This window comes from Actinomadura terrae (assembly GCF_022751215.1).
GTDB lineage: Bacteria > Actinomycetota > Actinomycetes > Streptosporangiales > Streptosporangiaceae > Spirillospora > Spirillospora terrae.
On sequence record NZ_JAICDG010000003.1, the window covers coordinates 926178 to 939362 of the forward strand.

Annotated in this window: 13 protein-coding genes; 6 read left to right on the top strand and 7 right to left on the bottom strand. The window is 73.4% G+C overall.

Annotated elements, in window-relative coordinates; translation table 11 throughout:
- Positions 1–187: 187 nt before the first annotated feature.
- From K2F47_RS23930 to K2F47_RS23940, 3 genes are read left to right on the top strand one after another with little or no spacing between them, the layout of a single operon-like run.
- Complete coding sequence (locus K2F47_RS23930; protein ID WP_272497307.1) at positions 188–1327, top strand: ferredoxin-like domain-containing protein; 1140 nt, start codon at positions 188–190, stop codon at positions 1325–1327.
- On the top strand, positions 1324–1944 hold the full coding sequence (locus K2F47_RS23935; protein WP_242907246.1) for a precorrin-8X methylmutase: 621 nt from the start codon (positions 1324–1326) through the stop codon (positions 1942–1944). The genes K2F47_RS23930 and K2F47_RS23935 overlap by 4 nt, the downstream gene beginning before the upstream one ends.
- Positions 1944–3434: a precorrin-2 C(20)-methyltransferase gene (locus K2F47_RS23940; protein WP_242907247.1), complete on the top strand. Its 1491-nt coding sequence runs from the start codon at positions 1944–1946 to the stop codon at positions 3432–3434. The genes K2F47_RS23935 and K2F47_RS23940 overlap by 1 nt, the downstream gene beginning before the upstream one ends.
- Here the strand turns inward: K2F47_RS23940 and K2F47_RS23945 are convergent.
- The 5 genes from K2F47_RS23945 to K2F47_RS23965 form a co-directional block, all read right to left on the bottom strand.
- Positions 3425–4156, bottom strand: a complete 732-nt coding sequence (locus K2F47_RS23945) for a cobalt-precorrin-6A reductase (RefSeq protein ID WP_242907548.1) — start codon at positions 4154–4156, stop codon at positions 3425–3427. The two genes, K2F47_RS23940 and K2F47_RS23945, sit on opposite strands and share 10 nt — an antisense overlap.
- Before the next feature lie 113 nt (positions 4157–4269).
- Positions 4270–5442 (bottom strand): precorrin-6y C5,15-methyltransferase (decarboxylating) subunit CbiE, encoded by a 1173-nt coding sequence (gene cbiE, locus K2F47_RS23950; protein WP_242907249.1) that lies wholly within the window; start codon positions 5440–5442, stop codon positions 4270–4272.
- Positions 5435–5848, bottom strand: a complete 414-nt coding sequence (locus K2F47_RS23955; protein WP_242907251.1) for a pyridoxamine 5'-phosphate oxidase family protein — start codon at positions 5846–5848, stop codon at positions 5435–5437. The genes cbiE and K2F47_RS23955 overlap by 8 nt, the downstream gene beginning before the upstream one ends.
- Before the next feature lie 73 nt (positions 5849–5921).
- Entirely contained in the window at positions 5922–7037 is a 1116-nt protein-coding gene (locus tag K2F47_RS23960) for a DUF2637 domain-containing protein (protein ID WP_242907253.1), read from the bottom strand.
- A gap of 190 nt (positions 7038–7227) precedes the next feature.
- The gene (locus K2F47_RS23965; protein WP_242907255.1) at positions 7228–7872 is read right to left on the bottom strand and encodes a dioxygenase family protein; all 645 of its coding nucleotides are present in this window, start codon (positions 7870–7872) and stop codon (positions 7228–7230) included.
- Between the two features lie 236 nt (positions 7873–8108).
- Between K2F47_RS23965 and K2F47_RS23970 the strand changes: the two genes are divergently transcribed.
- Together K2F47_RS23970 and K2F47_RS23975 are read left to right on the top strand one after the other, a co-directional pair.
- A complete protein-coding gene (locus K2F47_RS23970; RefSeq protein WP_173390870.1) occupies positions 8109–9071 on the top strand; it encodes an AraC-like ligand-binding domain-containing protein in 963 nt (320 codons plus the stop codon).
- Between the two features lie 454 nt (positions 9072–9525).
- Entirely contained in the window at positions 9526–10230 is a 705-nt protein-coding gene (locus K2F47_RS23975; protein ID WP_242907256.1) for a Crp/Fnr family transcriptional regulator, read from the top strand.
- Positions 10231–10236: 6 nt separating this feature from the next.
- On the opposite strand, the gene K2F47_RS23980 is transcribed toward K2F47_RS23975, so the two are convergent.
- Positions 10237–10635: a DUF3291 domain-containing protein gene (locus K2F47_RS23980; protein WP_242907258.1), complete on the bottom strand. Its 399-nt coding sequence runs from the start codon at positions 10633–10635 to the stop codon at positions 10237–10239.
- A 172-nt stretch (positions 10636–10807) separates the two neighbouring features.
- Here K2F47_RS23980 and K2F47_RS23985 point away from each other — a divergent pair, with 172 nt between their 5' ends.
- Complete coding sequence (locus tag K2F47_RS23985) at positions 10808–11359, top strand: TetR/AcrR family transcriptional regulator (protein ID WP_242907260.1); 552 nt, start codon at positions 10808–10810, stop codon at positions 11357–11359.
- Between the two features lie 32 nt (positions 11360–11391).
- Here K2F47_RS23985 and qcrB read toward each other — a convergent pair whose 3' ends face one another.
- Entirely contained in the window at positions 11392–13098 is a 1707-nt protein-coding gene (gene qcrB, locus K2F47_RS23990) for a cytochrome bc1 complex cytochrome b subunit (RefSeq protein WP_242907262.1), read from the bottom strand.
- Between the last annotated feature and the right edge of the window lie 87 nt (positions 13099–13185).

Here is a 13185-nt window from a genome sequence, read left to right on the forward strand (position 1 = left end):
TAAGATTCGGAGCAGGCATTTCTAAAATTCTCGGTGGTCATAATTTTCTGGCTGACTCGACCATTGACAAAATGGGTCGAATAAAGCTCATCGAGGTCATCGCGGTAGCGCGGAAGCCGGGGGTGGGCGCGGGTCGCTGCGGGTGATCGAGTAAGAACCGCAGGTGGACCGGGGTTAGGATCCGGGCATGCGGTCAGGGGCGGACGGGTGTCCGGGGGCCTTGCGGATACATGCCGCCGCCGACGGAGGGCTTGCGCGGGTCCGGTTGCCCGGTGGGGTGGTGAGCGGGGCGCGGCTCGCCGTGCTCGCGGGCGCCGCCGCCGACCTCGGGGACGGTTTTCTGGAGCTGACCTCGCGAGCGAACGTGCAGATCAGGGGCCTCGCGGACGGGGCGGAGCGCGACCTCGCGGCGCGGCTGCGCGCGGCGGGACTGCTGCCGTCCATGACGCACGAGCGGGTCCGCAACATCGCCGCGAGCGTGCTCACCGGACGGGACGGCGCCGGGCTGCTCGACGTCCGGCCCCTCGTCGCGGAACTGGACGCGGGCCTGTGCGCCGACCCCGGGCTGGCGGAGCTGCCCGGCCGGTTCCTGTTCACGCTCGACGACGGACGCGGCGACGTGGTCGCGATGCGCGGGGACGTCGGCCTCTACGCGCTCGGACCCGACCGGCTGGCCCTCGTCCTGGCCGGTGCCGACAGCGGGCTCCGGGCCCGCCCCGAGGACGCGGTAGGGCTCGTCCTGGACGCGGCGCGCGCGTTCTTGCGCGTCCGATCGAAGGAGTGGCGGGTGGCCGAGCTGCCCGGCGGCCTCCCGATGCCCGGCGCGCGCGAGGAGCCGGTACCGGTTCCGGCGGTGCCGCGACGCACGCCGCTCGGCGAGATCCCCCAGCGGGACGGGCGGACGGCGTTCTCCGGCCTCGTTCCGTTCGGACGGCTCGACCCCGCGCCGCTCACGGGCCTCGCGGAGATCATCGTCACGCCGTGGCGGGGGGTCGTGATCCCGGATCTTCCGGACATGTCAGACTTCCCTGGCCTGGTCACCGCGCCGGAGTGGGAGGGCCTGACCTCCTGCGCCGGACGGCCGGGCTGCGCCAAGTCGCTCACCGACGTCCGCGCCGACGCCGCCCGGGCACGCCACGCAGAGGGCGGCCTGCCGGTGCACTGGTCGGGCTGCGAGCGGCAGTGCGGGCGCCCGGCCGACCGGCACGTGGCGGTCGTGGCGGGGCCCGGCGGATACGAGGTGCGGCTCGGCGAGGCGGTGCGGGCACGGCCAGGTGACATGGCGGCGACGGCGGCGGCCGTCGCCGCGACACGGAGGAGCGAGTGATCGACTACGTCCGCGACGGAGCGGAGATCTACCGGCGGTCGTTCGCGACCATCAGGGCGGAGGCGGACCTCTCGGGGCTGCCCGCCGACGTCGCCCGGGTCGCCGTCCGCATGATCCACGCGTGCGGGATGACGGACCTGGTGGACGACCTGGACTACGCGCCCGGCGTCGTCGCGGCGGCGCGCGCCGCGCTGCTGGACGGGCGGCCCGTCCTGTGCGACGCGATGATGGTGGCCGCGGGCGTGACGCGCAAGCGGCTGCCGAGGGACAACGACGTCGTCTGCACGCTCGGCGACCCGCGCGTCCGGGAGTTGGCGCGCGAGCTGGGCACCACCCGCAGCGCCGCCGCGCTGGAGCTGTGGCGCGACCGCCTCGCCGGGTCGGTGGTGGCGGTCGGCAACGCGCCGACCGCGCTGTTCCGGCTGCTGGAGATGGTCCGGGACGGCGCGGGCGTCCCGGCGGCGGTGCTCGGCGTCCCGGTCGGGTTCATCGGCGCGGCGGAGTCGAAGGAGGCCCTCGCCGCCTCGGGGCTGCCCTACCTGGTCGTGCGCGGCAGGCGGGGCGGCAGCGCCATGACCGCCGCCGCGGTCAACGCCATCGCCAGCGAGGAAGAGTGATGACCGGACACCTGTACGGGGTCGGGCTCGGCCCCGGCGACCCCGAGCTGATCACCTTGAAGGCGGCGCGGCTGATCGGCGCCGCGGACGTGGTCGCCTACCACTCGGCGCGGCACGGGCGCAGCATCGCCCGGTCCATCGCGCAAGGCCACCTGCGGGAGGGCCAGATCGAGGAGCCGCTGGTCTACCCGGTCACCACCGAGGCGACCGGCGACTACCGGGGGGTGCTGGAGGAGTTCTACGAGCGGTGCGCGGAGCGGCTCGCCGGGCACCTGGACGCCGGGCGCGACGTCGTGGTGCTCTGCGAGGGCGACCCGTTCTTCTACGGCTCCTACATGCACCTGCACAAGCGCCTCGACGGCCGCTACCCGACGACGGTGGTCCCGGGCGTGACGTCGGTGAGCGGCGCGTCCGCCGAGCTGGGGCGGCCGCTCGTCGAGCGCGACGAGGTGCTGACCGTCCTGCCGGGGACGCTGCCGCCGGACGCGCTGGCCGAGCGGCTCGCCGCGACCGACTCCGCCGCGATCCTCAAGCTCGGCCGGACGTTCGGCAACGTCCGGCAGGCCCTCGACCAGGCCGGACGCCTGGACGACGCCTGGTATGTGGAACGCGCCACGACCGAGGATCAGCGCGCGCTGCCGCTCGCGGACGTGGACCCCGGCACCGTCCCGTACTTCTCCGTCGCGGTGCTGCCGAGCCGCGTTCACGAGCAGACGCGCCGCAGCCTGCCCGAACGCGCCGCGCCGCGGACCGGCGAGGTCGTGGTCGTCGGGCTCGGCCCGGCGGGGCGCGCGTGGCTGACGCCCGAGGCGCAGGACGCCCTCGCCGCCGCCGACGACCTGGTCGGCTACGCCCCCTACCTGGCCCGCGTGCCCGCCAACCCCCGGCAGACCCGGCACGCCTCCGACAACCGGGTGGAGGCCGAGCGCGCCGAGTTCGCGCTGGCGCTGGCCGAGCGCGGGCGGCGGGTCGCGGTCGTCTCGTCCGGCGATCCTGGCGTGTTCGCGATGGCCGCCGCCGTGCTGGAGGTGGCGGCGGGGGAGCGGTGGCGGGACGTCCCGGTGCGGGTGCTGCCCGGCCTGACCGCCGCGAACGCGGTCGCGTCCCGGGTCGGCGCGCCGCTCGGGCACGACTACTGCGTGCTGTCGCTGTCGGACCGGCTCAAACCGTGGGACGTCATCGAGGCGCGGCTGTCGGCCGCCGCCGCGGCCGACCTCGTCATCGCGATCTACAACCCCGCCTCGCGGACCCGCACCGCGCAGATGGCCAAGGCCCGCGACGTCCTGCTGGCGCACCGCTCCCCGGACACCCCCGTCGTCATCGGACGCGACGTCGGCGGCCCCGAGGAGAGCGTCCGGGTGATCCGCCTCGAAGACCTGGACGCGGACGGCGTCGACATGCGCTGCCTGCTGCTCGTCGGCTCATCCAGGACGCGATGGACCGAGCGCGGGGACGGCCCCGCCGTCTACACCCCGCGCCGCTACCCCTGAGCGGACAGCCAGTCCACCGCCTCGTCGACCGACCCGGCGACGGGCACGCCCTCGGGCGCGGGCGGCCGGTCGACCATCACGACCGGCAGCCCGAGCGTCCGCGCCGCGGTGAGCTTCGCCGCCGTCATCGCGCCGCCGCTGTCCTTGGTGACGAGCGTGTCGACGGCGTGGCCGCGCATCAGCTCCAGCTCGTCGTCCACGCTGAACGGTCCCCGGGCGAGGACGGCCTCCATGCGCGGCGGCACCGGCGGCTCCGGCGGGTCCACCGAGCGCACGAGGAACCAGCGGCGCGCGTCCCCGGCGAACGCGGCGAGGTTCTTGCGGCCGGTCGTCAGGAACACCCGCTCGCCGGGCAGGTTCGCGGCGGCGGCCCGCAGCGACGGGACGCGTCGCCAGTCGTCGCCCTCCCGCGCCGTCCAGCCGGGGCGACGCAGCACCAGCAGCGGCACGCCGGTGCGCTCGGCCGCCACCACGGCGGACGCGGTCATCAGCGCCGCGAACGGATGCGTCGCGTCGATCACCGCGTCGACGCGTTCGGCGCGCAGCCAGGCGGTGAGCCCGTCCGGCCCACCGAAACCCCCGACGCGAACGCGTCCCGGCGGCGGCTCGGGCGCGGCGGTGCGCCCCGCCAATGAACTGATCACCTCGCAGGACGGATCGGCCGCCAGCCTCCCGGCTAGCGCGCGGGCCTCACCGGTCCCGGCGAGCAGCAGTACACGCATGGTCACGTGAGCATGGTAAATCCGCGAGCCCCCCAGAACCGGCAGTGCCACGTCCCGCCCGAACCCCCACACGCGCGCAACGCCTGCTCCCAAGCCCGCACACGCCGTGCCGCTCACCGGCGAGTCACTGTCCACTGGGTTACCGGCATCAGGGGGCGCCAGGCCGTGAAGCCGCCGACCGGTGCGGCTCGGCTGATCGCGATTCTGGTCAGGTCGCCGCCGAGGCGTTCGCGGGCCTGTACGACGAGCTGTTCCGACTCCAGCGTGACGGCGTTCACCACCAGGCGGCCGCCCGGACGGAGCGCGTCCCAGCACGTGTCGAGGACGCCGGGTACGGTGACGCCGCCGCCGACGAAGACCGCGTCCGGGGCGTCCAGGCCCGCCAGGGCGTCCGGCGCCGCGCCGGTCACCACGTGGATGCCCGGGACGCCCAGAGATGCGGCGTTCTTCCCGATGCGCGCTGCGCGTTCCGCGTCCCGTTCGATCGCTACGGCGCGGCACGAGCGGTGCGCGCGGGCCCACTCGACGGCGATGCTGCCCGCGCCCGCCCCCACGTCCCACAGCAGCTCGCCGGGCACGGGACCGAGCCGGGCGAGGGTGATCGCGCGGACCTCCCGCTTCGTGAGCTGCCCGTCGTGCTCGTAGGCGTCGTCGGGCAGGCCGGGCACGGCGGGCCTGCCCGCGCCGTGGCAGTGGACGGCGACGATGTTGAGCGGGTCCGGGTCGGCGTGGAGGGGGCCGACGCGCTCGTCCGGGGCGCCGAGCCGTTCCAGCAGCGTCAGTTCGCTGCCGCCGAAACCGCGCTCGCGCAGCAGCGCCGCGACCTCGCCGGGCGTCGCCGCGCCCGCCGACAGCACGAGGACGCGCCGTCCCTCAGCCAGCGCCGCGCCCAGCGCGGCGAGCGGGCGGCCCACGGCGCTGACCACTTCGGTGTCCTCGACCGGCCAGCCGAGCCGCGCGCAGGCCAGCGACACCGACGAGGGGTGCGGCAGCACCCGCACCGGGCCCAGGAGCCGCACCAGCGCCGACCCGACGCCGTAGAACATGGGGTCTCCGCTCGCGGCGACCGCGACCCGGCGGTCCCGGTGCTCGGCGAACAGGCCGGGCAGCGCGGGCATCATCGGCGACGGCCACGCGACGCGCTCGGCGCGGACGTCCTCCGGCAGGAGGTCCAGTTGGCGCGTGCTTCCCATGACGACCTCGGCGGCGCGGAACGCCTCGCGCGCGGTGCCGGACAGGCCGTCCCAGCCGTCCGCGCCGATCCCGACCACGGTGACGTCAGACATGGCCGAGGACGCGGTCGATCGTGATCTCGATGACGACGCGCTGCGGGTTCGCGCGCGGCGGCCGGTAGCGCTCGGTGTAGCGGCGCTCGGCGTCGGCCACCGACTCCGCGTCGGTCCGCAGGACGGCCCGCCCCTCGATCGTCGCCCAGCGCGCCCCGTCCACCTGGGTCACGGCCGCGGCGGCCCCGTCCGGGCCCGCCGCCGCGACGAGCCGCGCCTTCGCCGACGTCCCCGAGGTGATCACCCGGACGACCCCGGCGGCGGCGTCCAGCGTCGCCCCCACCGGGACGGCGTGCGGCGTCCCGTCCGGGCGGACGGTGGCGAGCGTGCACACGTGCCGTTCCCGCCAGAACGCCAGGAGCCGCTCGTCGTCGGCCCTGATCGCGTGTCGTGTTGTCCGCTGCATACCGAGCAGGATCGCAGGATCGGGACGCGTCCCGCGCTTCAGGGTCCGCCTCCGGCCGGGGCGGCGCGGCGGGTCAGACGCGCCAGGAGCGGACGAGTTCGTCCAGCGCGGACTGGTCGTAGAGGATGCCCTGCGAGATCAGCTCCTGGGCGACCAGGTCGCCGTCGCCGTGGTGCTTGGCCAGCAGCCGGTACACCGCGTACGGGAACCAGTGGTTGTCGCTGATCCGCTGGATCTCCGCCTCGTCGCAGGTGTAGCCCTCGGCGCGGACCTCCGCGAGCGTCGCCGCGACGTCGCCGTGCCGCCGCTCCAGGACGTCGATGACCAGGGCGCGCAGGTTCTCCGCGTTCTGCGCGGGCGCGGGCTCCTCGGTGACGGAGCCGAGGCCGCCGTGCCCGTTCAGGCCGCTGCGCGCCGCCGCGCTGGCGACCGCCAGTTCCGGCTCGGGTTCGGGCACCGGCTCCGGCGCGGGACGCGGCGCCTCCGCGCGGGTCGCGGACGCCTCACCTGAGGAGGCGGCGGACGCGGCGGGCTCGGGCTCGGCCTCCCGGGTGCCGTTCGCGGCGTTCCCGTTGACCGTGGCAGCGTCGCCCGACTCCAGCGCCTTGCCCGAGTGGCCCGGGACCTGGATCTGCGGGAACGGGCCGGTGTTGCGCAGCGGCATCAGCGTGATCTGCTGGAGCGTGACGGGCCCGGCGATGGCGCGGTGCTGCGGATCGGGCTGCTTGGGCTCCTGCTCCTCGTCGCGCGAGACGTACCGGTGCAGCGTCCGCAGCAGGACGAACAGGCCGAGCATCGACACGATCGGCGGGACGGCGGCCGTCGCCTGGTAGGAGAACGTCCGGTGCCCGACGTGGCCGACGTTGAAGATGAGGCTCGCTGTCCAGCCCGCGAGGGCGATGCTCAGCGGCAGGAAGAAGTCCAGCCAGCTCAGCAGCTGCCGGCGGTGCAGCACGAAGGCGTCCACGGCCAGCAGGAACAGGCCGAGTTCGCCCACGATGATGAACAGGTCGACCAGCAGCGGGAACGAGTCGGCCTTCCAGCCGCGCAGGCCGTGCTCCAGCGCCCAGTGGTAGAGACCGGCATAGGACTGGGCGAAGCCGCCCACGGTGGCGGTCATCACCGCCGCGGCCATGAAAGCGATGGCCCCCCAGCGTGTGATGGCCTGTGCCCGGTTGGCAGCGCTCATGCGGGGTGTGCTCCAGATTTCCTTACCCAAACAAGAGTGATCCTTGGGAGACTATCCATTCGCCCGACGTTTCGTGGTGGAAACGCGTCACGTCCTTGTCGCGGTGCGGAAATAGGCCGCCCCCACCAGGCCCAGCGGTGGCCTGGCGGGGACGGGGTTCCGTAATGGGAGCTTTACGGCACCTGGAGCGTTACGGCACGCGAAGGACGAAGTCGATCACCGCGTCGCGGCCGTTGGGGCCGCTCGTGACCTTCATGAGCAGCCGCGGGTCGTACAGCGAGTCCGTCTGGTTGCGCGGCTCGTTCGGGAAGTACGTCTGCGTCGTCAGGATCGAGCGGCCCGGGGCCTGGAGCTTGACGTGGATGTGCCGGGTGCGGCCGGGGTAGAGGCCGGGCACGATCGTCGTCAGGGTGAACCGCCCCTGCGCGTCGGTGTACTGGTGACCGCGCAGCGTGAATCCGGTGTTGTCGTAGTTCCCGTTGTTGTCGGCCTGCCAGAAGTCCAGCAGTGCCCGGTTGATCGGCTTGCACGACTGCGAGTAGACGATGCCGCTCACGGTCAGCTTGGTACCGGGCATGCCGGGCGTGGTCAGGTCGGCGCGCTCAGGCGAGTTGGGCTTGAAGTACGGGCCCTCCATCTGCGACGGGGTGGCGGTGCTGTCCCCGTCGGTGCACTTCGGGGTGGGCGTCAGCAGGCGGCCTGCCTCGGGCCGCACGCGGGCCGAGGCCGGTCCGGCGGCGGAGAGCGCGGCCGGGACGGCCAGCGCACCGACGCCCGCGGCGACGATGAAGTGCTTGCGGCTGATGCCGCTGGTTTCCTGCTCGTCCTCTGGCATGGCGGGTTCCTCTCGGCGGGTCTTCGAGGTGGTTGGGGCGCGCACCCAGGACGTTCGTCGGTTATGTATAGGCCGCGCCGGAGTCGGGGGTCTTGGCCTTGCCTGCCGCATCTTTGGCGGCGTGTGCCAAAGACCGACGCCATCGTCGTGCCGACTCGCTTATTGACCTTCTTGACCCGGCGTAGAAGCCTGGCATGTGGCGTCCGGGAACAGTCCATCCAGCGCGAGGGAGCGCAATGCCCACGCTCGTCAGCACCTCGGACCAACCTGCCGCCGACCAGGCGGACTACTGGCGCCACCTCATCACCTCGGCCTTCGGGCCGTTCCATCTCCAGCCCGCGGGACGCGGCCCGTTCGCGGCGCGGCTGGTCGCCCGTGCCCTCGGCCAGATCGAGGCCAGCGAGGTACGCGCGCCGGCGCACGCCGTCCGGCGCAGTGTCCGGCAGATCCACCACGACAGCCGCGAGTGCTACAAGCTCGGCCTCGTACTGCGCGGCTCCTGCGTCCTGCGGCAGAACGACCGGCAGGTCAGGGTCGGGCCGGGGGACGTCGTGTTCTACGACCTCACCCGTCCGGTCGAGATCGCCTTCGACGCCCACCACATCTTCACCGTCGTCATCCCGCACCGGGCGGTGCCGCTGTCGGCCGACCGCATGGCCGAGCTCGGCGGCACCCTGCTCAGCGACCAGGCCGGGACGGGCCGGATGGTCGCCTCGCTGCTCGCCGCGCTCGCCGAGGACGGCGGCGCTGCGGACGAGCCCTACGCCCACCACCTCGGCGGCGCGATCGTCGAGCTGGTGACCGGCGCCGCGACCGAGTGGCTCGGCGCCGAGCCGACCCCGTCCCCGGAGGCCGCCGAGATGCTGCGCGCCATCGTCGACTGGATCGAGACACGGCTGCACGACCCGGGGCTCACGCCCGCCGCGATCGCGGCGGCGCACCACATCTCCGTCCGGCAGCTCTACCGGGTCTTCCAGCCGAAGGGGACGACGGTCGCCCGCTACATCCGCGCCCGCCGGCTCGACCACTGCCGGCGGGAGCTGCGCGACCCGTTCCTCGCCACCCAGCGGATCGGCGCGATCGCGTGCCGGTGGGGGCTGCCCGACGCGGCCGCGTTCAGCCGCGCGTTCCGGGCGGCCTACGGTGTCACGCCCAGCGCCTACCGCGCGGCCGCGACCGGCATCGACCGTGTGGACTGACGCCGGACGCGACGGAACCAGCCCGATCAGTCTGATCAGCGAAATCAGCGGGATCCAAGCGGGTCGAACCGTCCTCGAAGGGCGGTTGACGTGGGTCGATGTGAGGCGGTGCGAACGGATGTGGATCGTTGTGGGTTGTTGTGGGATTGAACCGGCTTGAACACGCTTGAATCGGCTTAATTCGACTAAAGCCGACTGAAACGGTCGCCTGGCGCGGGCTCCCCATCGACGCCGCGGCGGGCGACCGCCCGGCGGCGCCGCGGCGGGACGGCCGCGGCGAAACGGTCGCCGCGGCAAGACATTACGGGCGTCGCGTACGCGACACGGTGCGTGGCGGGGACCACCCCGCAACCTTCTTCCCTTGCCCGCACAGGCGGTTTACGGTTCGGGTAACCGACCGGGTACGGGTGACCGACCCGGTTCGGGTGACCGACCGATCGCGAGGAGGAGGCCGTTGCCGCCGTACGCGCCGTCCCCGCCGCGTCCGGGATTCTGGGCCGCGCTCGACCACGTCCAGCAGGCGGCGCTCCGGGCCGCCGCGCGCCCCCGGCACTTCGCGGTGAAGGCGCCGCTGGTCTACCAGGGCGACGAGTCCGACCATGTGATCATCATCGAGCGCGGCTGGGCGAAGGTGACCTCGACCACCGAGGACGGGCACGACGTCGTGCTCGCCGTCCGGGGCCCGGGCGACCTGCTGGCCGAGAGCGCGGTGCTCGGCGGCCGCACCCGCTCGGCCACCGTGACCGCGCTGACGCCGATCCGCGCCCTGGTCGTCCCGGCCGCCCGCTTCACCGGGTTCCTGGACGCCCACCCGCAGGTGTGGATGCTGGTCACCGGCACGTTCGTCCAGCGCCTGGACGACTCGGACCGGCGGCTGAAGGCGCACGTCACGAGCAAGGGCACCCGGCGGCTGGCGCGGCTGCTCTCCGACCTCGCCGAGCTGTCGGCCCAGCACACCCCGCCCGCGCCGGACGGCAGCGTCGAGATCGGCCCGCCGCTGTCGCAGGAGGAGCTCGGAAGCTGGATGGACGCCTCCCGCGAGACCGTCGCGCGCGCCCTGAACGGCCTGCGGCGCCGCGGCCTGATCCGCACCGGATGGCGGCGGATCACGGTCGTCGACCCGTCCGGCCTCCGCGCCGTCGCCGACGACCACGACTGACCATCGTCATGAGCCGCCGGGGTGCTCGGCGATGCGGCGCTGCGCCTCGGGCCAGTCGAGCGGCAGCTCCGACTCCTTGACGGTCCAGAAAACGAACGTCGAGTCGCGCATGACCGAGCGCTTGCGGCGCATCGTGGACGCGTGCGGCTCGGCGGCGGCGTAGGCGTGGACGGCCTTGCGGTCCCGCCAGACCGAGAGCGTCCAGAAGGTGCGCTTCAGGAACTCGGCCTTCAGCGTGACGCCGTGGGCGCCGTCCGATCGGCGGGCCTGGCGCAGCAGCCGCAGCGAGGCGAGGAAGAACCCGGGGACGTGGCGGAGCGAGCGCACCTCCAGCCGTGAGGCCATGATCAGCACCTCGGCGTCCGGTTCGGCCTTCTCCAGGGGGATCCACGGAAGGGTCGGCATGGCGGTGTCCTGTCGGTCGGCGAATCTTGTCACTGTCTAGATTGCGCCATACGATCCGAACTTGTCAATGACAAGATAGGCTGCCGGGTGACGTCGGGGGCATCGCGACCACGAGGGGGCGAGCCGGATCGAGCAGCCGAGCTATCACCACGGCGACCTGCGGCGGGCCATCATGCACGCGGCGGTGGGGGCCATCGCCGAGTCGGGCCCCGCCACCTGGAGCCTGCGCGAGCTGGCGCGCCGCGCGGGCGTCTCGCACGCGGCGCCCGCCCACCACTTCGGCGACAAGACGGGCCTGCTCACCGCCGTCGCCGCCGAGGGCTACACGCTGTTCGCGGACGCGCTGGAGCGGGCGGGCGACGACTTCTACGACCTCGGCCTCGCCTACGTCCGCTTCGCCGTCGACCACCGGGCGCACTTCGAGGTGATGTTCCGGCCCGAGCTGTACCGGACCGACGACCCCGAGGTGGACGCCGCCCGGCGGCGCGCGAACGAGATCCTCCGGCGCGGCGTCCGCAGCGTCGCACCGGGGGCGGCGACCGGCGAGACCGGCGCGCGCGACCAGGAGGACGACCGGACGGCCGCGATCGCCGCTTGGTGCATCGTGCACGGCTTCGCCGAGCTGTGGCTGAGCGGCGCGTTCGGCGGCGGGCTCGGCGACGGCCTGGGCGATGACCCCGTGGCCGCCGCCAGCCCGGTCATCCGGCACCTGTTCGCCCGCTGACCGCCCCGCCCGCCCCGCTCAGCCGGCGCTGCTCAGCCGGGGTTGCTCTCGGACTCCGCCAGTTCGCGCCGCTCGCCGAGCTCCCGCTGCCCGGAGTGCCCGTTCCGCTCGGGGATGGTGGCGAGGTCCGCGCGGAAGCGGCGGTTGAGCGCGGCGCGCACCCGTCCCGTGAGACGGCGGCCGCGCGGGTTCTCGACGCCGTCCACCGGCGGCGGGACGGCCAGGTCGACGGCGGGTGCCGGCCGCGGGTCGGTGATCGCCGCGATCCGCTCGGCCGGCAGGTGCCGCTCCACTTCGCTGAACCGCCCGTCGGGCGACTGCCGGATGACGCCCGTCTCCAGCCCGTGCTCGACGAGGCCGGCGTCGCGGCGCTGGAGCCCGACGCAGATCCGGTAGGCGACGATGTAGGCCAGCACCGGTCCGAGGATGACCGCGATGCGGAAGAACCACGTCGTCGCGTACAGCGAGACGCTGAACTTGTGCGCGAGGACGTCGTTGCCGCCCGCCAGCCACAGCAATCCGTAGAAGACGATGCCGCCGACGCCGATGCCCGTCCGGGCGGGGACGTCGCGGGGCCGGTCGAGCAGGTGGTGGATCTGGTGGTCGCCGGTCACCCAGCGTTCGACGAACGGGTAGACGCCGAGGCCGGTGAACAGCAGCCCGGGGACGACCAGCGAGGGGACGACCACGCTCATCGACACCGTGTGGCCCCACGCCGTGATCTCCCACGCCGGCATGATCCGCAGCGAGCCCTCCAGCCAGCCCATGTACCAGTCGGGCTGCGAGCCGGCGCTGATCGCGCCCGGGTCGTAGGGGCCGAACAGCCAGATCGGGTTGATCTGGACGAACGCCGCCAGCAGCGTCGTCACGCCGAGGACCCACAGGAACAGCGCCGAGGTCTTGGCCATGAACACCGGGAAGAACGGGTAGCCCCGGACGGTCGTGTTCGAGCTGCCCTTGCCGGGGAACTGCGTGTGCGTCTGCCGCCAGGTCAGCACGACCGCGTGCAGCGGGATCAGCGCCGCCAGCAGCCCCGGGATCAGCAGGACGTGGACGACGTACAGCCGCGGGATGATGTCCGCCCCGGGGAACTCGCCGCCGAACACGAACATCACCAGGTAGGAGCCGACCAGCGGCACCGCCGCGATGACCCCTTCGAGGATGCGGATGCCGGTGCCCGACAGCAGGTCGTCGGGCAGCGAGTAGCCGAACAGCCCGTTCACCATGACGAGCACGAGCATGGTGACGCCGATGATCCAGTTCAGCTCGCGGGGCTTGCGGAACGCGCCGCTGAAGAAGTTGCGCAGCAGGTGGACGAGGATCGCCCCCATGAAGATCAGCGTCGCCCAGTGGTGGATCTGCCGGACCAGCAGCCCGCCCCGCACATCGAAGCTGATCTTCAGGGACGAGGCGTAGGCCTCGCTCATCTCGACGCCGCGCAGTTTGGTGTAGGAGCCGTCGTAGATGACCTCGTGCATGCTCGGCTTGAAGAACAGCGTGAGGTACACCCCGGTCAACAGGATGATCACGAACGAGTACATGGCGATCTCGCCGACCAGGAAGCTCCACTGGTCCGGGAACGCCTTGCGCAGCGCCTTGCGGGCGAAGCCGGTGCTGCCGAAGCGCTCGTCCAGCGCCCGGGACACCGAGTCCACGGCCCCGCCCGAACCGCGCCCGCCCGCGCGGCCGCCCGTGCGCCCGTCCGCCGCCCGGCCTCCGGGCGCCCGAATCCCCGCCATCGTCACAGTCCTTTCGTCGAGCCTCTGGCCCTAAGACAGATCTCGACCCGCGAACGTGACATGTAGAGGTGTGCCCCTCGTCACAGG

Bases quoted from the DNA above. Each gene is read 5' to 3' on its own strand.
- K2F47_RS23930 (WP_272497307.1), top strand. From the start codon at position 188: ATGCGGTCAGGGGCGGACGGGTGTCCGGGGGCCTTGCGGATACATGCC.
- K2F47_RS23940 (WP_242907247.1), top strand. From the start codon at position 1,944: ATGACCGGACACCTGTACGGGGTCGGGCTCGGCCCCGGCGACCCCGAG.
- K2F47_RS23945 (WP_242907548.1), bottom strand. From the start codon at position 4,156: ATGCGTGTACTGCTGCTCGCCGGGACCGGTGAGGCCCGCGCGCTAGCC.
- cbiE (WP_242907249.1), bottom strand. From the start codon at position 5,442: ATGTCTGACGTCACCGTGGTCGGGATCGGCGCGGACGGCTGGGACGGC.
- K2F47_RS23955 (WP_242907251.1), bottom strand. From the start codon at position 5,848: ATGCAGCGGACAACACGACACGCGATCAGGGCCGACGACGAGCGGCTC.
- K2F47_RS23960 (WP_242907253.1), bottom strand. From the start codon at position 7,037: ATGAGCGCTGCCAACCGGGCACAGGCCATCACACGCTGGGGGGCCATC.
- K2F47_RS23965 (WP_242907255.1), bottom strand. From the start codon at position 7,872: ATGCCAGAGGACGAGCAGGAAACCAGCGGCATCAGCCGCAAGCACTTC.
- K2F47_RS23970 (WP_173390870.1), top strand. From the start codon at position 8,109: ATGCCCACGCTCGTCAGCACCTCGGACCAACCTGCCGCCGACCAGGCG.
- K2F47_RS23980 (WP_242907258.1), bottom strand. From the start codon at position 10,635: ATGCCGACCCTTCCGTGGATCCCCCTGGAGAAGGCCGAACCGGACGCC.
- K2F47_RS23985 (WP_242907260.1), top strand. From the start codon at position 10,808: ATGCACGCGGCGGTGGGGGCCATCGCCGAGTCGGGCCCCGCCACCTGG.
- qcrB (WP_242907262.1), bottom strand. From the start codon at position 13,098: ATGGCGGGGATTCGGGCGCCCGGAGGCCGGGCGGCGGACGGGCGCACG.